Origin of the sequence: Streptomyces ipomoeae 91-03, assembly GCF_000317595.1 — a bacterium.
Taxonomy (GTDB): Bacteria; Actinomycetota; Actinomycetes; order Streptomycetales; family Streptomycetaceae; genus Streptomyces; species Streptomyces ipomoeae.
This window is the reverse complement of sequence record NZ_AEJC01000186.1, coordinates 1-24,431: the sequence shown is the minus strand read 5'-3', so window position 1 is coordinate 24,431 and position 24,431 is coordinate 1. Positions and strand designations below refer to the sequence as shown.

Sequence of the window (24,431 nt, the reverse complement as noted above, 5' to 3'; positions counted from 1 at the left end):
CCCCGACGCCCCTGACGAACACGTGCGGGCCCGAGGCAGGAACCCGAAGAGTGATCACAGCGACACGCACGGTATTCGTGATGTGATGTGCGCTCCAAGAGCGACCCGCCGTCTCGGCGGGAGCCGCGTGATGCCTCACACTGGACTCTCGTGAGTTCGCATCCCCCGATACCGACCCGGGTCGTCCTGCTGACCGGTCCCTCCGGCTCAGGCAAATCCCTCCTCGCCGCCCGCTCCGGCCTGCCCGTGCTGCGGCTCGACGACTTCTACAAGGAGGGCGACGACCCGACGCTGCCGCTGGTGGAGGGCAGTTCGGACATCGACTGGGACCACCCGCTGTCATGGGACGCGGACGTCGCCGTCGCCTCGATCGAGGAGCTGTGCCGCACGGGCCGTACGACCGTGCCGACGTACGACATCTCCCTCAGCGCCCGTACCGGCGCGGAGACGATGCGCATCGAGCGGACTCCGCTGTTCATCGCGGAGGGCATCTTCGCGGCCGAGATCGTGGAGCGCTGCCGCGACCTCGGCATCCTGGCGGACGCCCTCTGTCTCACCCGGGGCCCGGTGAAGACCTTCCGCCGCCGCTTCCTGCGCGATCTTCGGGAGGGCCGCAAGTCGGTGCCGTTCCTGCTGCGGCGCGGCTGGCGGCTGATGCGCCAGGAGCGCTCGATCGTGGCCCGCCAGACGGAGTTGGGTGCCCATCCCTGCGACAAGGGCGAGGCCCTGGACCGTCTCGCGGCAGCCACCGGGGGCCACCGCGCACAGGCGCCGGCGTAACCCCGTACCCGTCCCGCGACCGCGGACGCACAAATAAAGCGGGACTGGATGGACCCCCCGGCCCTCCAGTCCCGCTCCCCCGTCGTGACCTCGTATCCCCCGTGGCCCCGTCGGTTCCCCCGATCGTCGCGGCGGCGCTCCCCAGCACCACCGCGATCTCCCCTTGCTCCCCCGCTTTCCCCGTTTCCCCCGTGCTTCCCCCGCCTACCTGCTCCCCCCGCAGACCTTCAGGCGACAAGCTCCCCGAAGGACTCCTCCTCGTCACGGCCGAAGCTGAGGACCTCGTCCTCGCGCAGCCGGCGGAGGGACCGCCAGATGCTGGACTTCACCGTGCCGACACTGATGTCGAGGATCTCCGCGATCTCCGGGTCCGTACGGCCCTCGTAGTAACGCAGGACCAGCATGGTGCGCTGGAGTTCGGGGAGCCGGGCGAGCGCCTGCCACAGGACGGCGCGCAGTTCGGTGCCGCGCATCGCGTCCGTGTCACCGGCGGTCTCCGGCAGTTCCTCGGTCGGGTACTCGTTCAGCTTGCGGCGGCGCCACGCGCTGATGTGCAGATTCGTCATGGTGCGGCGGAGGTAGCCCCCGACCGCGGCCTTGTCGCTGATCCGGTCCCACGCCTTGTACGTCGAGAAGAGGGCGCTCTGGAGCAGGTCCTCGGCCTCGAAGCGGTCACCGGTGAGGTGGTAGGCGGTTGCGTACAGGGAGGCACGACGCTCCTGGACGTAGGCGGTGAACTCCGCCTCCGACACAGAACGGCGTTCCCCCGTGCCCTCCCCGTACGCGGCCGCGACCCCCGTTCCCCCGTGGGTCACCCCCGTGGTGCTTCCCCCCGTGTGTGCGTCAACCACCGACATGTACGTGGTGTGCTGACGCCCGGCGCCGCGAGCGCACCCCCGCCCGCTCACGGCACCGGACTTCTCCGAGCTCCGGATGACGTCGTGGAGACGCGTGACAACTGCGCTAGTGCTGGTGCTGTGCAGCGTGTTCATCTCGCGCCCCCCGTCGTGGAGTTCCGGTCGTCCGCCCCGCCCTGTCGTTTCTGTCGGGCGGTGCTTCCTTGCCTGTGCCGAGAAGACTGCCCGGCCACCTTCACGGCCGTATCCGCCGACTGTCACAGAGCTGTCACAGGGGTCGGCCCCAATCAACTCACAGCTTGATCACAGAGAAGAGTCGTACGGCTACGCGGAGACCACGATCATGTGCGAGAGATGGGTGGGAGCGCTCCAACGGTCGATTCGGCGCCATGCCATGGGCCAGAATGAGCCCGTGCCTTCCCTGTTGCTGATCGAGGACGATGACGCCATCCGCACGGCCCTGGAGCTCTCACTGACGCGCCAGGGGCACCGTGTCGCCACCGCCGCCAGCGGCGAGGATGGTCTCAAGCTGCTGCGCGAACAGCGGCCGGATCTGATCGTTTTGGACGTGATGCTGCCCGGCATCGACGGCTTCGAGGTGTGTCGGCGGATCCGGCGCACCGACCAACTGCCGATCATTCTGCTGACCGCGCGCAGCGACGACATCGACGTCGTGGTGGGCCTTGAGTCCGGCGCGGACGACTATGTGGTCAAGCCGGTGCAGGGGCGGGTGCTGGACGCCCGTATCCGCGCCGTGCTGCGCCGCGGTGAGCGCGAGGCCAATGACGCGGCGACGTTCGGCAACCTGGTGATCGACCGCGCGGCGATGACCGTGACGAAGAACGGCGAGGACCTCCAGCTCACCCCGACCGAGCTGCGGCTGCTCCTTGAGCTGAGCCGTCGGCCCGGACAGGCCCTGTCCCGGCAGCAGTTGCTGCGTCTGGTGTGGGAGCACGACTATCTGGGCGACTCCCGGCTGGTGGACGCGTGCGTGCAGCGACTGCGCGCCAAGGTCGAGGACGTACCGTCGTCGCCGACCCTGATCCGTACCGTGCGCGGCGTGGGCTACCGGCTGGACGTTCCTCAGTGACGAAGGCTCAAGGGGGGATCCGCGGCTGGTCCGCGGCTCGCAGGAAAGTTCAGTCACGCATTCGTTTCACCAGTCTGCGGCTGCGGCTGGTGGTCGTCTTCGGGCTGGTGGCGCTCACGGCCGCCGCGTCGGCGTCCGGGATCGCGTACTGGCTCAACCGCGAGGCCGTGCTGACGCGCGCGCAGAACGCGGCGCTCGAGGACTTCGAGCGGGAGATGCAGAGCCATGTGAGTACGCTGCGCCCGAACCCGACGCAGGACCAGCTGCGCCTCGCGGCACGGCAGATGGCCGACGGCGGCCAGCGTTTCAGCGTGCTGCTCGTCGCCGAGGACGCCGACGGCAGGACGGTCACCGGCTCCTCGACGGCGAACGCGCTGGACGGCTTCACGCTGGAGGACGTGCCCGCGTCGCTGCAGAAGGCCGTCGGCAAGCGGCAGAAGCTCACGACGGGCAACCAGCACGCGTACCACCTGTACTGGCAGCGGGTCATCGACGGCGACACGCCGTATCTGGTGGGCGGCGCGAAGATGATCGGCGGCGGGCCGACCGGCTATATGCGCAAGTCCCTGGAGCTGGAGGCGAAGGACCTCAACTCGCTGGCCTGGTCGCTCGGTATCGCGACAGGTCTGTCGCTGATCGGCTCGGCGCTGCTCGCGCAGGCCGCCGCGACGACCGTGCTGAAGCCGGTGCAGCGCCTCGGTGTCGCCGCCCGGCGGCTCGGCGAGGGCAAGCTCGACACCCGGCTCAGGGTGTCCGGCACGGACGAACTGGCCGATCTCTCCCGGACGTTCAACCTCGCGGCGGAGTCCCTGGAGAAGAAGGTCGACGACATGAGCGCCCGCGAGGAGGCGTCCCGGCGCTTCGTCGCGGACATGTCGCACGAGCTCCGTACGCCGCTGACGGCGATCACCGCCGTGACGGAGGTGCTGGAGGAGGAGCTGGACGCCGACACCGGCAGTCTCGATCCCATGATCGAACCGGCGGTACGGCTCGTCGTCAGCGAGACGCGCCGGCTCAACGACCTGGTCGAGAACCTGATGGAGGTGACCCGCTTCGACGCGGGTACGGCCAAGCTGGTCCTCGACGACGTCGACATCGCCGACCAGATCACCGCCTGCATCGACGCCCGCGCCTGGCTGGACGCGGTGGAGCTGGACGCCGAGCGCGGCATCATGGCCAACCTCGACCCGCGCCGCCTGGACGTGATCCTCGCCAACCTGATCGGCAACGCGCTCAAGCACGGCGGTTCGCCGGTACGCGTCTCGGTGCGCGAGGAGGGCGACGACATGGTCATCGACGTGCGGGACCACGGCCCGGGCATCCCCGAGGACGTCCTCCCGCATGTCTTCGACCGCTTCTACAAGGCGAGCGCCTCCCGTCCGCGCTCGGAGGGCAGCGGCCTCGGTCTGTCCATCGCCCTGGAGAACGCCCACATCCACGGCGGCGAGATCACCGCCGCCAACTCCCCGGAGGGCGGCGCGGTGTTCACCCTCCGTCTGCCCCGGGACGCCTCCCCGCTGATCGCACCGGAGCGGGCGAGCGAGGGTGACACGGGCGACGGCGACACGGCGGGCACCGAGAGGGACGGGCAGTGACGATACGGGATGCGTGGGTGACACCCACGCGATCGCGGGACGGGCGGATACGGCGCGTACGGCAGGTACGGCAGGTGCGGCAGGTACGTATACGGCGGCCTGTACTCGTGGTGGGTGCGGTCGGGGTGCTGGCCGGGCTGCTCGCCGGGTGCGGCATCCGGGCCACTCAGGTGCCGACGGACTTCGGGCCCGCGCCCTCGATGGTGCCGTGCGAGCTGTCGGTGCCGGACGTCTCGGCCCAGGCCTCGCCGTCCGGCATGCCGGTCGCGGTGTTCCTGCTCTGTTCCGGGGCGCTCGCACGGGTCGACCGCGCGATCCAGGTGTCCGAGGGCACCGACGAGACGAAGCGGCGCGTCGCGGTCGCCCAGGGCCTCCTGGACACCCTCGCCGGGGAGCCCTCGACCGTCGAGGGCGAGGCCGGCTACCAGACCGCCGTACCGTCCGGCCTCACGGTGACCGGCCCCCGCCCCGGCGACCCCGCCGACACCCTGCGCGTCTCCACTCCCCCGGACGCCCTCCCCCGTTACGCCCTCGCCCAGATCGTCTGCACCTTCGCCGACTCCGCGGCAGCCGGCGACAACGGCTCGGTCGTCCTCGGCAGCACAAGCGCCGCCTCCCTGCGCCGCTACGAGTGCACCCCGGATGTCCAGTCGAACCCGGGATCGGAGACACCGCCGTCCACGGAGGTCGGCGTCTCCTGAGTGAGGGCGCGGGGGCCGGCCTTTGCGGCACAACGCCCACGAGCTGGGCCCACCGCACCCCCGGCGGCGAGTGAGCCAAAGGGGGTTGGCTCCCCGGCGGCGAACCGAGCCACAAATAAAGGGGAACCGATCGTGCCGGGGACCGCGTCTTGTGGGGCGTGCAGCGTCAAGGTACGTGCGGCGGTAGCGCCGGGGTCCGGGTTCGTGCGGCGGGGGGTGTCCTCCTCGTCGCACATCTCGTGCTCGTTGCCTGGATCACGCTGCGTCCGCTGGACGTCACCTATGTGAGTGCCTCGAATCTTCGGCCCTTCGCGGGGATCAGAGCGGATCTGGCCCTGGGGTGGCCGGAGGCGGCGCGGCGGATCGGCGAGGGCCTCGCGCTGCTGGCGCCGCTGGGTGTGCTGCTGCCGATGGCCCACGGCAGACTGGCGGTGTCGCCGGTCGCCTCGCTGGCCCGGTCGGTCGCGACCGGGGCCCTGCTGTCGCTGGCGATCGAGCTGTTGCAGACCGGGGTGCCCGGTCAGGTCGTCGACATCGACTCGATCCTGCTGAACACGGTCGGCGTGGGCCTGGCCCATCTCGCGGTCGTACCCGCCCTCAGGGCCGCGCTCCGCCGCAGGGCCGAGACCCGGGTGGGGTCGGAGCGGCGCCGGGAGGAGACCTCTCAGGGTCGGACCCCGACGATTCCCAGGGTCGGAATAGCTCCATAGAGGGACGCTTCGTCCGCTTCGTCACCGTAGCGTCGATGGTGTGGAAACGAGCGGCGGCCATCGGGAGGCCCCGCCCCACCGCCGGCCCGCGGATCGGGTCCGCGGCCCGCGCCCTACGCTGACGAAGGAGCCCTCATGAGCCGCCTTGCCCGCCCCACCGAAGGCCGCATGATCGGCGGAGTGTGCGCCGCGCTGGCACGGCGCTTCGGCACCTCCGCCACCACGATGCGCGTGATCTTCCTGCTGTCGTGTCTGCTTCCGGGCCCGCAGTTCCTCCTGTACATAGCCCTGTGGATCCTGTTCCCCTCCGAGGACAAGGCCCGCGCGGCGTGGTGACACACACCGAAGGGGCGCACCCGAGGAGGGTGCGCCCCTTTCGCATACGCGGGCACGGGTCCAGGTCTTCGCGTGCGTACGCGACGGTGCGGGACGCCGGCGTCGGAGCGGTGCGGCCGTCAGGCGCCGCCGCCGAGCGGGAGGCTGTTCACGCCGAGCTCCTTGGCCGGGAGGGTCTGGCCGGCGGGCACACCACCGAGCAGTCCGCCGACGGGGGCGGTGGGCCCCTCCGCGAGGACACCGCCGGCGGCGGGCTGCGAGGCCTCCAGACCGGCGCCGAGCGCCCGCTGTCCCTGGGTGGCGGCTCCGGCGACACCGGGCAGCGCCTGCGAGACGTTCTCCACGGGCAGCGACTGGGTGACGGTGCCCAGCGCCTGGGAGGCGTCGAGGGCGCCCGGTGCGCTCGGGGCGGCGTTCGCGGCGCCCGCGCCCACAGCGGCGATGGCGGCACCGAGGGCGGCGACACCGAGGGTCTTGGCGGCAGACTGCTTCATGGTGAATGCGTCCTTGAATGCGTTTGACGGGTGGTGAGCGGTACCGAAACGTAAACACCGAAGTCCCGCCGGAGGCAAACATCGAAAAATGGCCGCGTCACTGTTGACGCGACCACTTCCCGAAGACGTCGTTCAGCCCTCTTCCTTGGCAGAACCACTGGTGGACGCCGTCTGGCGGAACAGCCATTCGGATTTCAACTCGGCATATCCAGGCTTGATCACATCATTGATCATGGCCAGTCGTTCATCGAAAGGAATGAATGCCGACTTCATGGCATTGACCGAGAACCACTGAATGTCGTCGAGCGTGTAGCCGAAAGCATCGACCAGATACTCGAATTCACGGCTCATGCTGGTGTGGGACATCAGCCGGTTGTCGGTGTTCACGGTGGCCCGGAAGTGCAGTCGCCGCAGCAGCCCGATGGGGTGCTCGGCGTACGAACGGGCGGCGCCGGTCTGGAGGTTGGAGCTGGGGCACAGCTCCAACGGGATGCGCTTGTCGCGGACGTAGGAGGCGAGACGACCGAGCTTCACGGAGCCGTCCTCGTGGACCTGGATGTCATCGATGATGCGCACGCCATGGCCGAGCCGGTCGGCGCCGCACCACTGCAACGCCTGCCAGATGGAGGGGAGCCCGAAGGCCTCACCGGCGTGGATGGTGAAGTGGTTGTTCTCGCGCTTGAGGTACTCGAAGGCGTCGAGATGCCGGGTGGGCGGGAAACCGGCCTCGGCGCCCGCGATGTCGAAGCCGACGACCCCCAGGTCGCGATAGCGGTTGGCGAGTTCGGCGATCTCCAGGGAGCGGGCCGCGTGCCGCATGGCGGTGAGCAGGGCGCCGACGCGAATGCGATGGCCGGCCTCCCTTGCGCGCCGCTCGCCCTCCCGGAAGCCCTCGTTGACGGCCTCGACGACCTCTTCGAGGCTGAGCCCGCCGTCGAGGTGCTGCTCGGGGGCGTACCGGACCTCGGCGTAGACGACGCCGTCCGCGGCGAGGTCCTCGGCGCACTCGGCGGCGACCCGGAAGAGCGCGTCACGGGTCTGCATCACACCGACGGTGTGGGAGAAGGTCTCCAGGTACCGCTCCAGGGACCCGGAGTCGGCGGCCTCGCGGAACCAGACGCCGAGCCGGTCGGGGTCGGTCTCCGGGAGTTGGGAGTACCCGCTGTCGCGGGCGAGTTCGACGATGGTTCCGGGGCGCAGGCCGCCGTCGAGATGGTCGTGCAGCAGAACCTTGGGCGCCCGGCGGATCTGGTCCGAGTCCGGGGTGCCTCCGGTCCGGTCAGTCTGGTTCGTCATTTTCGCACGATAACGCCTACGCGCGTAGAGCGCCTGCCGGGAATCGCCGTCGATACCCAACGGTGACCCACCGGACGAGTGGCGTACACCATGACTTCTGACACTGTTCTGTCATGGCGCAGCAAGCAATGCCGGTCCGTACGCCTCGACTTGGGCGGACGATCGGCCCGGAGCCGAGCGCGGTCAGCGGAGTCGTCCTGCTCCTCCCGGCCGGCGACGAGGCATCCGACCGCAGACCCTCCCCCATGGTGGCCACGGCCTCCGTTCGGGCCCTCGGCCGCCGGCTCGCCCGGGCCGGGCGCGAGGAGGGGCTGGCGACGCATGTCGTGCACTACCGCTACCGCGGCTGGAACGGCACGGAGGCGCGGCTGGCACGGGATGCCGAGTGGGCCGTCGACGAGGTCGTCCGGCGCTACGGGGACGTGCCGGTGTGTCTCGTCGGCGTCCATATGGGTGCGCGGGCCGCGCTCCACGGGGCTGGGCACGACGCCGTCAACTCCGTACTGGCCCTCGCTCCTTGGTTGCCGGAGGAGGATGTGGCGACGCCGCCCGAACCGGTGAAACAGTTGTCCGGGCGGCGGGTGATGATCGTGCACGGCACGAACGACGAGCGGGTCGATCCGGAGTTGTCCTTTCGGTTCGCCGCTCGGGCGAAGAAGACGAACCCCGACATCTGCCGGTTCGAGGTGCATGCGGATCGGCATGGGTTGCAGCAGTACCGGGACGAGGTGTACGCGCTGGCCTCGGACTTTGTGATGGGGGTGTTGTTCGGGCGGGCGTTTTCCCGGCCGGTCGAGGACGCGCTGGCGGCTCCGCCTCCTTTGGGGTTGCGGATGCCGCTTGCCTCCGGGTTCGGGGTGGTCCGCTCTCGGAGGGGTGGATGAGAGCACTGCTGCTGCTCAACTCGTCAGCAAGTTGCCCTTTCTCGAGAGTAGGAACTTCTTGAAAGCGGCCACCGGGGGTGTGTCCGGGTGACCGGCGAGCCAGGCCACCCCGATTTCTCTGGCCGCTCTCGGGGCCGTGACCGTCAGTTCCACGACTCCCGGCCTGGGAACCGCCGGCGGGGGCAGGAGTGCCACGCCCAAACCCGCCGCCACCAGGCCCCGTAGCGTCTCCGCCTCCTCGCCCTCGAACGCGATACGGGGTTTGAAGCCGGCCTCCTCGCAGAGGTCGTCCGTGATGCGGCGCATGCCGTAGCCGGGTTCCAGGGTCACGAAGGTCTCGTCGGCGGCTTCGGCGAGGCGGATGCGTTTGCGGGTGGCCAGGTGGTGGTCCGCGGGAACCACCAGGCGGAGTTTCTGTTCGTCGAGGCGGCGGGCGACCAGGTCGGGGGCGTCCGGGACGGGGGAGGTCAGGCAGAGATCCAGTTCGCCTGCGCGTAGGCGTTCGATCATGGCCTCGCCGTAGTTCTGGACCAGGCTGAAGCGGACGCGGGGGTGCTCGGCGCGGAAGGCCTGGAGGAGGCCGGGGACCGTTTCGGCGCCCATGGTGTGCAGGAAGCCGAAGGCGACCTTGCCGGTGGCCGGGTCGGCGTCGGCGCGGACCTCGTCGGCGGCGCGCTCGATGTCGGCGAGGGCGCGCTCGACGGAGGCATGAAAGGTGCGGCCTGCGTGCGTGAGCGAGACCGTACGGCCGCGGCGGGCGAACAGGTCGACGCCCAGATCCTGTTCGAGCCGCACCATCGCCCTGGAGAGCGTCGACTGCGGGACCTGCATCTCCCGCGCGGCCCGGGTGACGTGCTCGGTGCGGGCGACTCCGGCGAAGTAGGCGAGGCGGGGAGCGAGGCGCAGGACGATGTCCTCGATGTTCTCGATGTCTTCTGTGTCACCGGACGGTGACAGCCGACGCTCTGACCTTTGCTGATGCATCACAGGAACGATTATGAAGGTTCCATGCATTGGACGGATGAAAGGTGGCGTACGTAGTTTCGAGGCATGCCTTCCGCCAGTACCGAGGCGCCCACCACCGTGGGCGCCGTAGCAGCCACGTCCCACCGTTCGCGCACCGCCGACTCCCGAGTGGCCCCCGGCCTTCCCGGCTATCGCCGGATGAGCCTCGCGCTGTTCCTCGCGGGTGTCGCGACCTTCGCCCTCCTCTACTCCACGCAGGCCCTGCTGCCGCTGATCTCGGGCGACTTCGGGGGGACGGCGAGCGGGGCGAGCTGGACGGTGTCGGCGGCGACCGGTGCGCTGGCGCTGTTCGTGCTGCCGATGAGCGCGCTCTCGGAGCGGTTCGGGCGGCGTACGGTGATGACGGCGTCGCTGGCGGTCGCGGTCACGGTCGGGCTGCTGGTCCCCTTCGCTCCGTCGCTCGGCGCGCTGGTGGTGCTGCGGGCGGTGCAGGGTGCGGCGCTGGCCGGGGTGCCGGCGTCGGCGACCGCCTATCTCGCCGAGGAGGTCCGCCCCAAGGCCCTCGTCACCGCGATCGGCCTCTTCGTCGCCGGCAACAGCGTCGGCGGCATGAGCGGCCGGATCGTCACCGGGTGGGTCGCGCAGGAGTGGGGCTGGCGGGTCGCGCTCGGGGTGCTCGGGCTGATCGCGGTGGGCTGCGCGGTGGCCTTCCGGCTGCTGCTGCCCGCGCCGAAGCACTTCGTGGGCGGCTCGCTGCGGCCCACGGTGCTGGCCCGCACGGTGCGCACGCACCTCGCCAACCCGCTGCTGCGTCGGCTGTACGCCATCGGCGCGCTCTTCATGACGGTCTTCGGCGGCGTCTACACCGTCATCGGCTACCGCCTGACCGAGGCCCCGTTCTCGCTCCCCCAGGGCATCATCGGCTCGATCTTCCTCGTGTATCTCGTCGGTACGGTGTCCGCTTCCACCGCCGGGAAGCTGGTGGGGCGGCTGGGTCGGCGCGGTGCGCTGTACCTGGCGGGCGGTACGACGACCGCCGGTCTGCTGGTCTCGCTCTCCGACTCGCTGCCGCTCGTGCTGCTCGGGCTCGTCCTCATCACCGCGGGCTTCTTCGCGGGCCACGCGGTCGCGTCCTCCGCGGTCAGCCATACGGCCAAGCAGGGGCGCGCCCAGGCCTCGGCACTGTACCAGTCCGCCTACTACGTGGGGTCCAGCGCGGGCAGCACGCTCGGCGCGGTGGCCTTCCACTCCGGGGGCTGGCTCGGGACGGTCGGGCTGGGACTGCTGGCGGTGCTGGGGGTCGTGGCGATCACGGTGGTGGGGTCGCACGCGGCGCGGGCCGAGCGGCGGTTGTCGGCGGCGTACTGAGGACTGAGGTCCGTACGGGGACCGGTTCCCGCGTCGCCGTGGATCGGCAGTGCGATGGTGCGCTCCTCGGGGTCCGTGACGCCGTGCGCGGCCAGGAAGTCGTGCACGCGGTGTTCAACTCACCGCCCGGTGTGCGGCACGCGGACCCCCTCGCCGAGATGCGCCGCCGCTTCGGCGACTGGCACGGCCCGATCCCCGCGCTGCTGGACGCGCCCCGGCCCGAGGCCGTACTGCACCACGACATCCACGAGTCGGTGGCGCCGCTGCCGGCCTTCCGCGCGGGCCGGATCGTGCTCCTCGGTGACGCGGCTCACGCCATGACGCCCGACCTCGGCCAGGGCGCCCGCCAGGCGCTGGAGGACGCGGCCACGCCGGCCGCCGCGCTCGCCGCCGAGCCCACGGTCGAATCCGCGCTGACCCGCTACGACGCCGAACGCCGCCCACGCAGCCAGTCGGTCGCGCGCGGCACGTCAGGCCGGCCGGATGGGACAGCGACTGGCCCATCCGCTGGCCGTCGCCGCAGGCGACACGGCCCTCCGCCCGGCCCCGTCCCGCGCGACCGTCCGGGCCATCCTGCGCCACGCCGAGTGGACGCCGCGGAGTTGGGCTGACGCACGAGGTGGTCCACGTGTGAGGGCGAGGGGGCGGGAGGGCGGTGGCTGGGCGGCGGACGCGCCAGATCTCCGCTGACCTGCGCTTTCCTTCCTTCGCAAGGCCATTGTCAGTGGGCTGCGGTAGCTTCCGAAGTGGTGGCGCGCAAAGGTGCGTGCGACGCGGATGAGCCACAGGGGTGGGTTGGCGATGAGCGACGGTACGGCGACGGCGACGACGGAACTGGATGCCCGGTTGGAGCAGCACCGGGTCGAGCTGACCGGGTACTGCTACCGGATGCTCGGCTCGTCCTTCGAGGCGGAGGACGCGGTGCAGGACACGATGATCCGGGCCTGGCGGAGCTACGCGAAGTTCGAGGGCCGCTCCTCGCTGAGGTCGTGGCTGTATCGGATCGCGACGAACGTCTGTCTGGACATGCTGACGGCCGGCAACAAGCGGGCCCGCCCCATGGATCTCACGGAGTCCACCCCACTCGCCCAGGCCGCCCTCGCCCCGCGTCCGGACAACACCTGGCTGGAGCCGGTCCCCGACGCGCGCGTGCTGCCGACGACCGCCGATCCGGCCGAGGCCGCGGTGGCCAAGGAGAGCGTGCGGCTGGCGTTCGTCGCGGCGCTGCAGAAGCTGCCCGCCAAGCAGCGTGCGGTGCTCATCCTGCGTGAGGTGCTGGCGTGGAAGGCCAGCGAGGTCGCCGAGCTGCTGGACACCTCGGTCGCCTCGGTGAACAGCGCGCTGCAGCGGGCCCGCGCGACCCTCGCCGAGAGCGACGGGCGTGCGGCGGAGGCCGAGGTCTCCGACCCGCTGGACGAGGAGCAGCAGAAGCTGCTGGAGCGCTATGTGGCCGCCTTCGAGGGGTACGACATGGCGGCGCTCACGGCCCTGCTGCACGAGGACGCGGTGATGACGATGCCGCCGTTCGACCTGTGGCTGACGGGCACCGCCGACATCACCGGCTTCATGACCACGCTCGGCGCCCCCTGCGCCGGCTCGCACCTGGTGCCGGTCGCGGTGAACGGCCTGCCGGGCTTCGCGCAGTACAAGCCGGACCCGGAGAAGGGCGGCTTCAGCGCGTGGGCCGTGCAGGTGCTGGAGATTTCAGAGGGCCGCATCGCGGGGTTCCACTGCTTCCTCGACACCGCCCGCTGGTTCCCCCTGTTCGACCTGCCCCTCCACATCGAAAGCAAGCCCGACCAGGCCCAGTAGCGCGCGCAGCGCCGGATCGGGGTCCCTCAGCCGTATCCGGCCTCCGGCCCGTCGGGCGGCGAGCTGCATACGGGCCAGTGCGTCGATGATGGCGAGGCCCGGCGGTCCGACCCCGCCGACATCGCACACCACGACCCCGGTGCCTCCCCCGGTCCCCTCCAGCCGCACGCGCACCTCGTCACAGAGCCGAGGCACCTCGTCCCGGGTGACGGGGCCTGGCAGCACGAGTACGGCGGGTGTCGTCGCGTCCACGATCGGTAGACCGTGGGGAGCGGCGTAATTCATCGGCGGCGAGAAGACCGCCGCGCGGGTGGATGAGCCGACACCCCTACTTGTCGGGGAAGACGCTGGTGTCGATGGTGACGTCGACGGGCGCGGGGATCTTGATGGCCTCGCCGAACTTGACGGTGCTCAGCGGGCGGTAGACGTCGCCCTTCGGTTCCCCGTAGAGCGTTGCTGTGGGGCCGTCGGGGGCCCAACGGTCGACGAGAAGGTAGAGCGGGATGCCGGCGGTGGCGTAGGCGGCGGGCTTGCTGATGCGGTCGTGGCGGGCGTTGGACTTGGAGGTCACCTCGACGACGAGTTCGGCAAGGGCGGCCGGGATGTGGGTGTCCGTGTCGGTGTCTTCCCGCCTCGGCGCGACCACGAGGTCGGGGATGAGCATGCCCAAACGCGACGGCACGGCGATGGCCAGTGTCTGGAAGATCCCCCAGTCGTCGGGGATCACGGAGTAGAGGCAACGCTGGATTCGTTCCGCGATCAGGTTGTGACGATACGTGGGAGCAGGTGACACGGTGATGATCCCTTCGATGATCTCCACCTTGCTGCCCTCAGGCCACTCCATCTCCTCCCAGAACCGGACGAGATCGTCCCAGCTCTGCTCAGGGTCCTGGCTGACGGTGAGTGCGCTCAGTCGGGTAGCCGGAGGGCGTTGCCGCCCCCCGGCCCCCTCAGAACCGGACGTGCGGCTGTTCACCGCATCCGGCTCAAGCGGGCCCCTGGAGTCACGCGGGTCGGTCATCTTGCTTGGCCCTTCTGTGATCGCCGGCGTGGTGCTGGCGATGGCAGTCAGCGTGTACGAGGCGAAGGTTCGTCCGCTCGTCCGTGCCGCCGTCGCGCCGATAGATGAAGTGGTGCTTGTGCAGCGGCTTCATCGATGCCGAGAACCACGCGGCCCACTCGCGAGGGTTGTCCGGTGTGTACTCGGCGTCGGGGATCAACGGCTGTTTGCACAGCGGACAGATCCCCTTCTGGCGGGATGCGAGGGTGATGGTCCACCTGTCGGCGGTCCCGGGCACCCTTTTGCGTCGGCGGCTCGCCCAGTATTCGGCCAGCGAGGGATCGTCGGGGGAGTTGCCCTCCTTGACGATCACGTGCCGGACGATTCTGGTCCAGTTGAACTTGTAGAGGTAGGTGCCGGTGTCCCGGTCACCGAATACCCACTGGTCCTTCCGGGTCGAGTTGAAGACGCCGTAGTGCTTGGCCAGTCGCCAGCTCTTCGGCTTGTTCGGGTGGGAGTGCTTGACCCACTTCTGTGTGAGCGTCCACACGTAGAAGTCCAGGGACTTGAAGGTCTCCTTGGACACCACCGTCCGGTAGTAGGTGGCCCACCCCTTGATGATCGGGTTGAGCCTCCTCACCACAGCTCCGGCGTTCGCCCCTCGCAGGCCGATCACCTCACTGCGGAGTCGTTCCCGGACCCTTTTCACAGCCGCCTTGCTCGGCTTGATCAGCAGAGTTCCGCTGTACCTGCGGATGTTGAACCCGAGGAAGTCGAATCCTTCTTCAAGGTGGAGGACGGATGTCTTCTCCTCGTTGAAGGCGACCCCGCACGGGGCCATCCAGACAGCCAGTTGCTCCTTGACCTGGTGCGCTTCGTCTTCGCTGTGGCAGAACACCGCAAAGTCATCCGCGTACCGGACCAGGACCGGAGCATCTCGTCGGGACTTGTGGGAACGTCCTTCTGTGAGATGCCCGGCCGCCGTCTCCATGCCGTGCAAGGCCACGTTGAGCAGCAGCGGACTGATCACACCACCCTGAGGGGTCCCCTCATCGGTGGGCGAGAATCGTCCGCAGTCCATCACTCCCGCCTTGAGCCATCCGCGGATCGCTTCCCGCGCCGGGAAAGTACCGATGAGGCTCATCAGGTGGTCGTGCGAAATACGGTCGAACGCCGCTGTCAGATCAGCATCGAGCACCCATAACCGCTTGGCCCGTTTCTGGCCCGCGATATTGAAGATGGCGCCGATCGCGTCATGACAGCCCCGGCCGGGGCGGAAACCGTAGCTTCGTTGCTCGAACCGGGCTTCCCACTCGGGTTCCAGTGCATTCTTGACGCGGGCCTGGCGGACTCGGTCACGGATAACTGGAATACCCAAGGGGCGCTGCTTTCCGTTGGCTTTGGGAATGTACACGCGCTGGACGGGCAGGGGCTTTCCAGGCGAGCGTTCCGCTGTGATCTCAGCGGCCAGCCGCCCTCGCGCGCTCGGAGTGAGCGCGCGTTCCTGGTCGATCCCGGCCGTCCGACGGCCTGTGCTCTGCTGCGTCACCCGTTTCACGCTCACGAGCGTGTTCGAGTGGGACCGCAGCATGAGCTTCTGCAAGTTCCGGACCTTCTTCAGGTCCCCTTCCTGCGCGGCTGTGAAGATGCGCTGCCTCAGTCGCCGTACCGACGCCTCCGCCTTGGCCCAGTCGATGCTGTGCCAGGTCTGGGCGTAGTCCTCCGGTCCGTTCGCCGTCGTGGGAGGCATCGCCACCGTAGCGGCCACTGCCACACCTACCTTCGGCATCCAACTTGCCCTTCGGTTCGGGGTTCTTCGCAGTTCTTCTTCACGGGCCTACCTGATCCGCGTGAGCTCCCTTTCGGGCCGGGCATCGCCTCGTATCCGACGAGTTATTGGGTGCGGCTGAGGACTCCGCGTCCTTTTCCTCTGGGCTTTCGCCCTGTCGGCGTTCGCTTCTCGGATCATCCTGTCCCGCTGGAGGCTTGGTCCTTCGTTACCTCCGGCTTACCGGGATCAACTCCCGGACTCCAACGGGGTTTCCACGTTCCACTCCCACAAGATGCGGCCGGGGTGGGCTCCCTCTTAATCCCGGGCCCGACGGTGTCCTCCCCCTTCGGCGCCAATCCTCCGGGGTCGTTGTGCGCTCTTCCGCGCAAGGGCCTGTCTGCCGCCGACAGCTCACCATCGACGCGGCATAGGAGTTACGAGATTTCGTCAAGGGTTCATTCGCATTAGCCCGTCCGGTCTTCCCCTCGCCTGTTGCGGCCCGATGGCCGTGCCGCTCTTGGGCTTACGCTTCCGGCTTCACACCCCGCCGTTGCCAGCGACGCATGCGGAAGTGGGAACGGACCTTGGACACTGGTCCGGGATGACCTGCTCATGACCTTCTTTCCTCCTGCAAGTCATCCACTTGGGTGGAGCGACTTCGTGTCGCACTGGCGATCTCCTATCGGTGTGTCACCGATCCCAGCATGCCGAACGGGACCGGCGGCGGTCCACCGGTCCCGTTCACCCGAAAGAGAGAACCCCAGGTCAGGCAATACGTTCCAGCACCACCGGCGACGGGGTGAACCCCGTGCCGGGCGCTGCGATGTCGTACGAGCCCTCCACCGCTTCCAGCGCGTACTCGAAGCGTTCGGGGGTGTCCGTGTGGAGGGTCAGGAGGGGCTGGCCCTCGGTGACCGTGTCGCCGGGCTTGGCGTGCATCTCGACGCCGGCGGCGGCCTGGACCGGGTCCTCCTTGCGGGCGCGGCCGGCGCCGAGGCGCCAGGCGGCGATGCCGATGTCGTAGGCGTCGAGGCGGGTGAGGACGCCGGAGGCACCGGCCTTCACCACGTGCTGTTCCTTCGAGGTGGGGAGCGGGGCGTCCGGGTCGCCGCCCTGGGCCGCGATCATGCGGCGCCAGGCGTCCATCGCGGAGCCGTCGGCCAGGGCCTTCGCCGGGTCGGCGTCCTTCACTCCGGCCGCGTCGAGCATTTCGCGGGCCAGGGCCAGAGTCAGCTCGACCACATCCGCCGGGCCGCCGCCCGCCAGGACCTCCACCGACTCGCGGACTTCGAGGGCGTTGCCCGCCGTAAGGCCCAGCGGGGTCGACATGTCCGTCAGCAACGCCACCGTCTTCACGCCGTGGTCCGTGCCCAGGCCCACCATCGTCGACGCCAGTTCCCTCGCGTCCTCGATGGTCTTCATGAAGGCACCGCTGCCCACCTTCACATCCAGGACCAGCGAGCCCGTGCCCTCCGCGATCTTCTTCGACATGATCGACGAGGCGATCAGCGGGATCGCCTCCACCGTGCCCGTCACGTCTCGCAGCGCGTACAGCTTCTTGTCCGCCGGGGCCAGGCCGTCGCCCGCCGCGCAGATCACCGCGCCGACCTCGTTCAGGACGTTCAGCATCTCCTCGTTGGAGAGCAGGGCACGCCAGCCGGGGATCGACTCCAGCTTGTCCAGGGTGCCGCCCGTGTGGCCGAGGCCTCGGCCCGACAGCTGGGGCACCGCCGCGCCGCAGGCCGCCACCAGGGGGGCCAGCGGGAGGGTGATCTTGTCGCCCACGCCGCCCGTGGAGTGCTTGTCGGCGGTGGGGAGGGCGAGGGACGAGAAGTCCATGCGCTCGCCGGAGGCGATCATCGCGGCCGTCCAGCGGGCGATCTCGCGGCGGTTCATGCCGTTGAGCAGGATCGCCATGTTGAGGGCGGCCATCTGGTAGTCGGCGACCTCACCGCGGGTGTACGCGTCGATGACCCAGTCGATCTGCTCGTCGCTCAGCTCGCCGCGGTCCCTCTTGGTGCGGATGACGGAGATGGCGTCCATGGCCATGGCTTTCCTTTCAGGGTTCCGATCGAGGTTTCGAAGATCGAGGATTTCGAAGGCAGTCCGATAAGTGATCGGAAAGGCGCGGCCCCCCTGAGCGCCGACTCAGAGGGGCCGCACGGGAGTTACTTGGTGAGATGGCCCGGTCCGAAGGCCTGGGGGAGCATCTCGGAGAGCGGCACGATTCCCGCCGGGGTCTCCAGCAGCAGGTCCGGGCCGCCGAACTCGTACAGCAGTTGGCGGCAGCGGCCGCACGGGACGAGGATCTCGCCCTTGCCGTCGACGCAGGTGAAGTGTGTCAGGCGACCACCGCCGGTGCGTTGCAGCTCCGAGACCAGACCGCACTCGGCGCACAGGCCGAGGCCGTACGAGGCGTTCTCGACGTTGCAGCCGGAGACCGTGCGGCCGTCGTCGACGAGGGCGGCGACGCCGACCGGATAGCCCGAGTAGGGGGCGTACGCGTGGGACATGGCGTCCCGGGCCACGGCCCGCAGCTCCTCCCAGTCGACGACGGCGGTCACTTGCCCTGTCCCTTCCGGTACGGCAGGCCGTCCGCCTTCGGCATCCGCAGCCGCTGCGCGGAGAGCGCGAGGACGATCAGCGTGATGACGTACGGCGTGGCGGCGACGACCTGGTTCGGGACCTCGTTGGTGACGGAGTACCAGGTGAAGACCAGCGCGCCGATGATCAGGGTGATCACGGCGGGGACGTACTTCTTGCGGACCGCCAGCCAGACGGCACCGATGACCAGCAGCAGCGCGCCGAGCAGCAGCAGTGCGTGGACGTTCTCGGAGCCGCCGCGCAGGTTGAGGCTGTCGGTGTAGCCGAAGAGGCCGGCACCGATGGCGAGGCCGCCCGGCATCCAGTTGCCGAAGATCATCGCGGCGAGACCGATGAAGCCTCGGCCGCTGGTCTGGCCCTCCAGATAGAAGGGGTTCGCGACGATGGAGAGGAAGGCGCCGCCCAGGCCGGCCAGACCGCCGGAGATGATCACGGCCAGGTACTTGTACTTGTAGACGTTGACGCCGAGGGACTCGGCGGCGACCGGGTTCTCACCGCAGGAGCGCAGGCGCAGACCGAAGGCGGTGCGCCACAGGATCCACCAGGTGGCGGGGACCAGGGCGACAGCGAGGAGGGTCAGCCAGGAGACGTTGGTGACCAGACCGCCGAGCAGGCCCGCGATGTCGGAGATGAAGAACCAGCCCTTGGCGTTCAGGTCCTGGAGCGCGTCGGAGAGGCCGGGGATCGTGAAGTTGCCCAGCGAGTCCACCGGCGGGGACTGCTTGGCCGAGCCGCCCTGGTGGCCCACGAAGGCGAGGGGGGCGAGGTAGCGGGTGGCGCCGAGGGCGAGGATGTTGATGGCCACACCGGAGACGATGTGGTTGACGTTGAAGGTGACGGTGACGAAGGCGTGCAGCAGACCGCCGATCGCGCCGCCGACGATGCCGACGAGGACACCGGTCCACGGGCCCCACTGGAAGCCGGCCCAGGCGCCGAACCAGGTGCCGAGGATCATCATGCCCTCGAGGCCGATGTTGACCACGCCCGCGCGTTCGGCCCACAGACCGCCGAGGCCGGCGAGGCCGATCGGGACGGCGAGTTGGAGCGCGGTGGACATCTGGCTGACGTTGGTGATGCCGTCCGCGCCGGTGATGATGCGGACGATCGAGGTCAGCGCCAGGACACCGGCGATGACCAGCAGCAGCACGGGCAGCGACAGCTTGCGGCCGACCGGGGCGGCCGGCTGCAGCGTGGGCTGGTTGACATCGGTCGCGGTGGTCATCGGCCAGCCACCTCCTTCTTGACGTTGTTGTCGACGGAGTCGTCGGCGCCGAGGACAAGACCCGCGGCGAGCTCGGCGCCGACCCGGCGCTGCTGGCGGCGCAGACCCCACTCGCGCACGGTCTCGTAGGAGACGACGACCGAGAGCACGATCAGGCCCTGCATGATGACGGCGATCTCCTTGTCGTAGCCGTGGAAGTCCAGCTCGGGCGATGCCTTGTCGAGCCAGGCCCACAGCAGGGCGGCGAAGGCTGTGCCGACGGGACCGTTGCGGCCGAGCAGGGCGATGCCGATGCCGAGGAAGCCGATGCCGGTGGGGAAGTTCAGGCTGTAGGTGTGGGTGTCGCCGAGCAGGATCGGCAGGCCCGCGAGGCCGGCCACACCGCCGGAGATCAGCATGGCGGTGAGGACCATGCGCTTGGGGTCGACACCGCTGGCAGCGGCGGCCGTCTCCGAGGCGCCGGAGGCGCGCAGGTCGAAGCCGAAGCGGGTGCGGTTGATGACGACCCAGTAGCCGACGCCGAGCAGGACGGCGAGGAGGACCAGGCCGTAGATCTCGCCGGCCTTGCCCATGTCGATGCCGGGCACCCAGCCGGACTCGGCCATCTCGCCGGTGGTGTTGTTGTTGCCGACCTTCACACCGGCGACGCTCGGCAGCCAGAGGTAGCCGATGACGGAGGTCGCGATCGCGTTCAGCATGATCGAGGCGACGACCTCGCTGACACCCCGGGTGACCTTGAGGACACCGACGATGCCGGCCCAGAACGCGCCGGTGAAGATCGCGGTGAGCATCAGCAGCGGGATCTGGAGGACGGCCGGCAGGTCGATGTGCGCGCCGACGATCGCGGTGATCATGGCGCCGAGCAGGTACTGGCCGTCGACACCGATGTTGAACAGGTTCATCCGGAAGCCGATGGCCACCGCGAGGGCCGCGATGTAGTACAGCGAGGCCTGGTTGATGATCCGGACCTGGATGTCGGAGAACGAGGCCTGCTCGAACATGATCGAGAACGGCTCGACCGGGTTCTTGCCCGAGGCGAGCAGCACGATCGCCGTCAGGACGAAGGCCACGGCGAGCGCGAGGACCGGTCCGGCCACCGCGAGGAGCACGCGCTCCCTGTCGAACTTCTTCATCAGCGGGCCTCGTCTTCCGGAGACTCGGGGGCCTCGGGGGTCTCTTCGTGTTCGAGGTGGCCGGTGGCGGCGCCGGTCATGGCCGAGCCCAGCTCCTCGGGGGTGATGGTGGCCGGGTCGGCGTCGGCGACGAGCTTGCCGTTGTAGATCACCCGGAGGGTGTCGGACAGGCCGATCAGCTCGTCGAGGTCGGCGGAGATCAGCAGGACGGCCAGGCCCTCGTGGCGGGCCTCGCGGATCTGGTCCCAGATCTGGGCCTGCGCGCCGACGTCCACACCGCGGGTGGGGTGGGCGGCGATCAGGAAGCGCGGCTTGTGGCTCATCTCGCGGCCGACGATCAGCTTCTGCTGGTTGCCGCCGGAGAGGGAGGCGGCGGTGACGTCGATGCCGGGGGTGCGGACGTCGTACTGCTCGACTATCCGTCGGGTGTCCTCCTGCGCGGCCTTCGGGTCGAGCCAGAAGCCCTTGGCGTTGGGCCGCTCGGTCACATGGCCGAGGATACGGTTCTCCCAAAGGGGGGCCTCAAGGAGCAGACCGTGCCGGTGACGGTCCTCGGGGATGTAGCCGACGCCCTGCTCGCGGCGCCTGCGGGTGGGCCAGGCGGTGATCTCGTCGTCGACCAGGGTGATGGTGCCGGAGTCGGCGTGCTTGAGGCCGATGAGCGCGTCGACCAGCTCGGTCTGGCCGTTGCCCTCGACACCGGCGAGGCCCAGGACCTCACCGGCGTGGATGGTGAAGGTGATGTCGTCGAGGAGGGCCTTGCCGCCGGGCGCCTCCAGCCGGAGGGCCTTGACCGTCAGTACGGGGCGGTCGGTGACCGTGGACTCGGCCGTCTCCGGGGTGGGCAGCTCGCTGCCGACCATCAGCTCGGCGAGCTGACGCGGAGTGGTCTCGGCGGGCACGGCCGTGCCGACGGTCGTACCGCGCCGGATGACGGTGATCTCGTCGGCGACGGACAGCACCTCGCCCAGCTTGTGCGAGATGAAGATGACCGCCAGGCCCTGCGTCTTGAGCTCGCGCAGGTTGGCGAAGAGCGCGTCGACCTCCTGCGGCACCAGTACGGCGGTGGGCTCGTCCAGGATCAGGGTGCGGGCGCCCCGGTAGAGGACCTTGAGGATCTCCACGCGCTGCCGTTCGGCGACACCCAGCTCCTCGACCAGGACGTCGGGGCGCACCCCGAAGCCGTACCGGTCGGAGATCTCCTTGATCTTGCGGCGTGCCTTGGCGCCGATGCCGTAGAGCTTCTCGCTGCCGAGGACCACGTTCTCCAGAACGGTCAGGTTGTCGGCGAGCATGAAGTGCTGGTGCACCATGCCGATGCCGCGCACGATGGCGTCGGCCGGGGACGAGAAGGAGACCTGCTCGCCGTCGACGGCGATGGTGCCCTCGTCCGGCTTCTGCATGCCGTAGAGGATCTTCATCAGCGTCGATTTGCCGGCGCCGTTCTCCCCGACGAGGGCGTGGACGGTGCCCTTGCGGACGGTGAGATGGATGTCGTGGTTGGCGACGACACCCGGGAATCGCTTGGTGATCCCGGCAAGTTCGACGGCGGTCACCGATTCGTTGACCGCCGCGTCGGCCGGAGGGCTGCTGGACGCGTTGATGGCGCACTCTCCTGGGGAAAGGGGGTCGTCTACGCGCGTAGCGCCCCTACGGCATCGAAAGCGGGCGACGCGCCTGGCGGTGCCGGGGAGTCGAGGCGCGGGGGTGTGCCTCGACTTCCCCGGGGCCGCTTGGACAACGGGGTACAGGGAGCGATGTTCCCCGTACCCCGTTGAGCGCACGTAACCTCGCGGTTACCGGTGACTCCTGAGGTACCTGAGCCTTCCCTGAGTCACCCGGCTGCTCGTGGTGCGGCTGAGTCAGCTGGTCCTGACCTTGATCTCGCCGCTGATGATCTTCTCCTTGGCCGTGGCGATGGCCTCCTGGAGCTCGGTGTTGGCCTTGAACTTCGGGTTCGACTCGGCGAGGCCGACCTCACCGGTCTTCAGATCGCCCCTGACGATACCGGTCGCGGGCTTGCCGTCCTCCACCGACTTCGCCAGGTTGTACACCGCCTTCGCGACGTCCTTCGTCGCCGAGGTCAGGATGGAGTCCTTGTACTTCGCGAGGGCTTCCTGCTTGTACTGGTCGGAGTCGACGCCGATCGCCCAGATCCGGTCGACGGAGGCGGCCTCGATCACACCCTGACCGGAGAGACCCGCGGCCGCGTAGATCACGTCGGCCTTCTTCTCGATCTGACCCTCGGCGGCCGTCTTGCCCTTGTCGGGGCTGGAGAAGCCGCCCTCCTCGGCCGTCTGGGTCAGGTACTGCGTGAGCACCTTGGCCTTGGGGTTGGTGTCCTTGACGCCCTGCTCGAAGCCCGCCTGGAACTTGTGGATCAGCGGGATGTCCACGCCGCCGACGAAACCGACGACATTGGTCTTGGTGCTCTTCGCGGCGGCGACGCCCGCCAGGTACGAGGCCTGCTCCTCGGAGAAGACCAGGTCCGCGACGTTCTTCAGCTGGATCGTGGAGTCGTCCACGATGCCGAAGGTGGTGTCGGGGTACTGCTCCGCCGCCTCCTTCACGGCCGTCGCGTACGCGTAGCCGACGCCGACGACCGGGTTGTAGCCCTGCTTCGCCAGCGAGACCAGGCGCTGCTCCTTGTCCGCGTCCGTCTCGCCCTCGGTGGGCTCGATGTCCTGGGTGTCGTACCCGAACTCCTTCTTCGCCCGCTCCAGGCCCGCGTACGCGGCGTCATTGAAGGACTGGTCGCCCTTGCCGCCGACGTCGTACGCGATGGCGAGGCCCTTGTCGCCCTTGGAGTCGGCGGAGGACGAGGCCTCCGTCGAGGTACCGCCACAGGCGGAGAGGACGAGGGCGAGGGAGGCGGTCGCTGCGCCTGCGACCGCGATGCGGGAAACCCGGCGCATGTTGTGGTGCTCCTAGTCGTACTAGCGCCGGGGGTACTGCCAAGTGGTGCTTCACAGCTTCGGCGCCTTGTGGCTTGCGCCGAGGGTAACGCGCGTAGACCCTCCGGGAAAGGGCGAGGGACCACGTTGTTATGGGGCCGTGTTGCAATGCGGGCCGGTGTCTGTTTGGGCGCCTTTGGGTCGAGTGTTGAGTGCGGGCGCGTTGTGGCTGGTCGCTCCCCGTGCGGAACCGCATATCGATACGGCCCGCGCCGCTTTCAGGGGCACGGCCGGCACCCTTCGCGGGAATGGAGAAGCGGGTGGCTCGACCGGCACGGTGTGGACACGGCCTCGGTGCGCATCTCCGAGACCCTGCACACGGCCCGCTTCGTATGCACCACGGACGCCGACCACAACCAGATCGGCTCCTTCTACACCGGCGCGATGAGCGAGGCCCGCCTCATCGAGCTGAAGACCGTCGCGGACCGGATCGGCGGCCTCGACCTCGTCCTCATCGGCGCCGACGACCCCAAGGCGATGCTCCGTCACACCGAGGAGTGCCGCTCCCGGAGCATCCCGTTCGCCGCCGACTTCTCCCAGCAGATCGCGCGCATGGACGGCGACGAGATCCGGATACTGCTGGACGGCGCCACGTACCTCTTCTCCAACGAGTACGAGAAGGGCCTCATCGAGTCCAAGACCGGCTGGTCGGACGCCGAGATCCTCGGCAAGGTCGGCCACCGGGTGACCACCCTCGGCGCGCAGGGCGTCCGCATCGAGCGGGCCGGTCACGACCCCATCGAGGTCGGCTGCCCCGACGAGGAGCGCAAGGCCGACCCCACGGGCGTCGGCGACGCCTTCCGCGCCGGGTTCCTGTCCGGGCTGGCGTGGGAGGTCTCGCTGGAGCGGGCCGCGCAG

The 24,431-nt window shown here is 69.3% G+C and carries 22 protein-coding genes and 2 pseudogenes; 11 read left to right on the top strand and 13 right to left on the bottom strand.

The window, feature by feature from the left end; all coding sequences use genetic code 11:
- Positions 1-150 precede the first annotated feature (150 nt).
- Positions 151-780 (top strand): uridine kinase family protein, encoded by a 630-nt coding sequence (locus STRIP9103_RS12215; RefSeq protein ID WP_009308971.1) that lies wholly within the window; start codon positions 151-153, stop codon positions 778-780.
- A gap of 227 nt (positions 781-1,007) precedes the next feature.
- Here STRIP9103_RS12215 and STRIP9103_RS12210 read toward each other — a convergent pair whose 3' ends face one another.
- Positions 1,008-1,772, bottom strand: coding sequence for a SigE family RNA polymerase sigma factor (locus STRIP9103_RS12210; protein ID WP_048820146.1), 765 nt, complete (start codon positions 1,770-1,772; stop codon positions 1,008-1,010).
- 277 nt (positions 1,773-2,049) lie between these two features.
- Here STRIP9103_RS12210 and afsQ1 point away from each other — a divergent pair, with 277 nt between their 5' ends.
- The 5 genes from afsQ1 to STRIP9103_RS12185 all read left to right on the top strand — a co-directional run bounded on the left by afsQ1 (position 2,050) and on the right by STRIP9103_RS12185 (position 6,069).
- Entirely contained in the window at positions 2,050-2,727 is a 678-nt protein-coding gene (gene afsQ1 / locus STRIP9103_RS12205; protein WP_009308989.1) for a two-component system response regulator AfsQ1, read from the top strand.
- Positions 2,724-4,322 (top strand): sensor histidine kinase, encoded by a 1,599-nt coding sequence (locus STRIP9103_RS12200; RefSeq protein ID WP_009308963.1) that lies wholly within the window; start codon positions 2,724-2,726, stop codon positions 4,320-4,322. The genes afsQ1 and STRIP9103_RS12200 overlap by 4 nt, the downstream gene beginning before the upstream one ends.
- 74 nt (positions 4,323-4,396) lie before the next feature.
- Positions 4,397-5,023: a hypothetical protein gene (locus STRIP9103_RS12195; RefSeq protein WP_374005127.1), complete on the top strand. Its 627-nt coding sequence runs from the start codon at positions 4,397-4,399 to the stop codon at positions 5,021-5,023.
- A gap of 158 nt (positions 5,024-5,181) precedes the next feature.
- The gene (locus tag STRIP9103_RS12190; protein ID WP_048820144.1) at positions 5,182-5,733 is read left to right on the top strand and encodes a VanZ family protein; all 552 of its coding nucleotides are present in this window, start codon (positions 5,182-5,184) and stop codon (positions 5,731-5,733) included.
- A gap of 135 nt (positions 5,734-5,868) precedes the next feature.
- Positions 5,869-6,069: a PspC domain-containing protein gene (locus tag STRIP9103_RS12185; protein ID WP_009308959.1), complete on the top strand. Its 201-nt coding sequence runs from the start codon at positions 5,869-5,871 to the stop codon at positions 6,067-6,069.
- A 119-nt stretch (positions 6,070-6,188) separates the two neighbouring features.
- On the opposite strand, the gene STRIP9103_RS12180 is transcribed toward STRIP9103_RS12185, so the two are convergent.
- Together STRIP9103_RS12180 and STRIP9103_RS12175 are read right to left on the bottom strand one after the other, a co-directional pair.
- A complete protein-coding gene (locus STRIP9103_RS12180; RefSeq protein WP_009308976.1) occupies positions 6,189-6,563 on the bottom strand; it encodes a hypothetical protein in 375 nt (124 codons plus the stop codon).
- Between the two features lie 132 nt (positions 6,564-6,695).
- Positions 6,696-7,859 carry an adenosine deaminase gene (locus STRIP9103_RS12175; RefSeq protein WP_009308966.1) on the bottom strand — a complete coding sequence of 388 codons (1,164 nt, stop codon included), beginning with the start codon at positions 7,857-7,859 and terminating at the stop codon, positions 6,696-6,698.
- Between the two features lie 113 nt (positions 7,860-7,972).
- Here STRIP9103_RS12175 and STRIP9103_RS12170 point away from each other — a divergent pair, with 113 nt between their 5' ends.
- Entirely contained in the window at positions 7,973-8,743 is a 771-nt protein-coding gene (locus STRIP9103_RS12170; protein WP_048820143.1) for a prolyl oligopeptidase family serine peptidase, read from the top strand.
- A gap of 15 nt (positions 8,744-8,758) precedes the next feature.
- Here the strand turns inward: STRIP9103_RS12170 and STRIP9103_RS12165 are convergent, their stop codons facing one another.
- Positions 8,759-9,730 carry a LysR family transcriptional regulator gene (locus STRIP9103_RS12165; RefSeq protein ID WP_009308960.1) on the bottom strand — a complete coding sequence of 324 codons (972 nt, stop codon included), beginning with the start codon at positions 9,728-9,730 and terminating at the stop codon, positions 8,759-8,761.
- 63 nt (positions 9,731-9,793) lie between these two features.
- Here STRIP9103_RS12165 and STRIP9103_RS12160 point away from each other — a divergent pair, with 63 nt between their 5' ends.
- From STRIP9103_RS12160 to STRIP9103_RS12150, 3 genes and pseudogenes are all read left to right on the top strand, one after another.
- Positions 9,794-11,077, top strand: coding sequence for an MFS transporter (locus STRIP9103_RS12160; protein WP_009308981.1), 1,284 nt, complete (start codon positions 9,794-9,796; stop codon positions 11,075-11,077).
- A gap of 98 nt (positions 11,078-11,175) precedes the next feature.
- Positions 11,176-11,674: pseudogene (locus tag STRIP9103_RS12155) on the top strand (FAD-dependent monooxygenase); the annotation flags it as partial.
- Between the two features lie 204 nt (positions 11,675-11,878).
- Positions 11,879-12,889 carry a sigma-70 family RNA polymerase sigma factor gene (locus STRIP9103_RS12150; RefSeq protein ID WP_048820141.1) on the top strand — a complete coding sequence of 337 codons (1,011 nt, stop codon included), beginning with the start codon at positions 11,879-11,881 and terminating at the stop codon, positions 12,887-12,889.
- Here STRIP9103_RS12150 and STRIP9103_RS46285 read toward each other — a convergent pair.
- The 9 genes from STRIP9103_RS46285 to STRIP9103_RS12110 form a co-directional block, all read right to left on the bottom strand.
- Positions 12,782-13,174 carry an STAS domain-containing protein gene (locus tag STRIP9103_RS46285; RefSeq protein ID WP_078613873.1) on the bottom strand — a complete coding sequence of 131 codons (393 nt, stop codon included), beginning with the start codon at positions 13,172-13,174 and terminating at the stop codon, positions 12,782-12,784. The genes STRIP9103_RS12150 and STRIP9103_RS46285 overlap by 108 nt on opposite strands.
- Positions 13,175-13,217: 43 nt before the next feature.
- Complete coding sequence (locus STRIP9103_RS12145) at positions 13,218-13,802, bottom strand: Uma2 family endonuclease (RefSeq protein ID WP_048820148.1); 585 nt, start codon at positions 13,800-13,802, stop codon at positions 13,218-13,220.
- A 91-nt stretch (positions 13,803-13,893) separates the two neighbouring features.
- The gene (gene ltrA / locus STRIP9103_RS12140) at positions 13,894-15,639 is read right to left on the bottom strand and encodes a group II intron reverse transcriptase/maturase (RefSeq protein ID WP_048820140.1); all 1,746 of its coding nucleotides are present in this window, start codon (positions 15,637-15,639) and stop codon (positions 13,894-13,896) included.
- Positions 15,640-16,425: 786 nt separating this feature from the next.
- Positions 16,426-17,709, bottom strand: coding sequence for a thymidine phosphorylase (locus STRIP9103_RS12135; RefSeq protein ID WP_009308980.1), 1,284 nt, complete (start codon positions 17,707-17,709; stop codon positions 16,426-16,428).
- Between the two features lie 119 nt (positions 17,710-17,828).
- Complete coding sequence (locus tag STRIP9103_RS12130; protein WP_009308970.1) at positions 17,829-18,224, bottom strand: cytidine deaminase; 396 nt, start codon at positions 18,222-18,224, stop codon at positions 17,829-17,831.
- The gene (locus STRIP9103_RS12125) at positions 18,221-19,486 is read right to left on the bottom strand and encodes an ABC transporter permease (protein ID WP_009308964.1); all 1,266 of its coding nucleotides are present in this window, start codon (positions 19,484-19,486) and stop codon (positions 18,221-18,223) included. Before STRIP9103_RS12125 ends, STRIP9103_RS12130 begins: the two co-directional genes overlap by 4 nt.
- A complete protein-coding gene (locus STRIP9103_RS12120) occupies positions 19,483-20,619 on the bottom strand; it encodes an ABC transporter permease (protein WP_009308992.1) in 1,137 nt (378 codons plus the stop codon). Before STRIP9103_RS12120 ends, STRIP9103_RS12125 begins: the two co-directional genes overlap by 4 nt.
- Positions 20,619-22,175, bottom strand: coding sequence for an ABC transporter ATP-binding protein (locus tag STRIP9103_RS12115; RefSeq protein ID WP_009308968.1), 1,557 nt, complete (start codon positions 22,173-22,175; stop codon positions 20,619-20,621). Before STRIP9103_RS12115 ends, STRIP9103_RS12120 begins: the two co-directional genes overlap by 1 nt.
- A gap of 306 nt (positions 22,176-22,481) precedes the next feature.
- Positions 22,482-23,534: a BMP family lipoprotein gene (locus tag STRIP9103_RS12110; RefSeq protein WP_009308983.1), complete on the bottom strand. Its 1,053-nt coding sequence runs from the start codon at positions 23,532-23,534 to the stop codon at positions 22,482-22,484.
- A 285-nt stretch (positions 23,535-23,819) separates the two neighbouring features.
- Here STRIP9103_RS12110 and STRIP9103_RS12105 point away from each other — a divergent pair.
- A pseudogene (locus STRIP9103_RS12105) lies at positions 23,820-24,431 on the top strand (PfkB family carbohydrate kinase); the annotation flags it as partial.

What these genes read in the sequence shown, in the direction of transcription:
- STRIP9103_RS12210 (WP_048820146.1), bottom strand. Translation starts at nt 1,772, where the DNA reads ATGAACACGCTGCACAGCACCAGCACTAGCGCAGTTGTCACGCGTCTC.
- STRIP9103_RS12185 (WP_009308959.1), top strand. Translation starts at nt 5,869, where the DNA reads ATGAGCCGCCTTGCCCGCCCCACCGAAGGCCGCATGATCGGCGGAGTG.
- STRIP9103_RS12180 (WP_009308976.1), bottom strand. Translation starts at nt 6,563, where the DNA reads ATGAAGCAGTCTGCCGCCAAGACCCTCGGTGTCGCCGCCCTCGGTGCC.
- STRIP9103_RS12175 (WP_009308966.1), bottom strand. Translation starts at nt 7,859, where the DNA reads ATGACGAACCAGACTGACCGGACCGGAGGCACCCCGGACTCGGACCAG.
- STRIP9103_RS12170 (WP_048820143.1), top strand. Translation starts at nt 7,973, where the DNA reads ATGGCGCAGCAAGCAATGCCGGTCCGTACGCCTCGACTTGGGCGGACG.
- STRIP9103_RS12160 (WP_009308981.1), top strand. Translation starts at nt 9,794, where the DNA reads ATGCCTTCCGCCAGTACCGAGGCGCCCACCACCGTGGGCGCCGTAGCA.
- STRIP9103_RS12150 (WP_048820141.1), top strand. Translation starts at nt 11,879, where the DNA reads ATGAGCGACGGTACGGCGACGGCGACGACGGAACTGGATGCCCGGTTG.
- STRIP9103_RS46285 (WP_078613873.1), bottom strand. Translation starts at nt 13,174, where the DNA reads ATGAATTACGCCGCTCCCCACGGTCTACCGATCGTGGACGCGACGACA.
- ltrA (WP_048820140.1), bottom strand. Translation starts at nt 15,639, where the DNA reads ATGCCTCCCACGACGGCGAACGGACCGGAGGACTACGCCCAGACCTGG.
- STRIP9103_RS12135 (WP_009308980.1), bottom strand. Translation starts at nt 17,709, where the DNA reads ATGGCCATGGACGCCATCTCCGTCATCCGCACCAAGAGGGACCGCGGC.
- STRIP9103_RS12125 (WP_009308964.1), bottom strand. Translation starts at nt 19,486, where the DNA reads ATGACCACCGCGACCGATGTCAACCAGCCCACGCTGCAGCCGGCCGCC.
- STRIP9103_RS12120 (WP_009308992.1), bottom strand. Translation starts at nt 20,619, where the DNA reads ATGAAGAAGTTCGACAGGGAGCGCGTGCTCCTCGCGGTGGCCGGACCG.
- STRIP9103_RS12110 (WP_009308983.1), bottom strand. Translation starts at nt 23,534, where the DNA reads ATGCGCCGGGTTTCCCGCATCGCGGTCGCAGGCGCAGCGACCGCCTCC.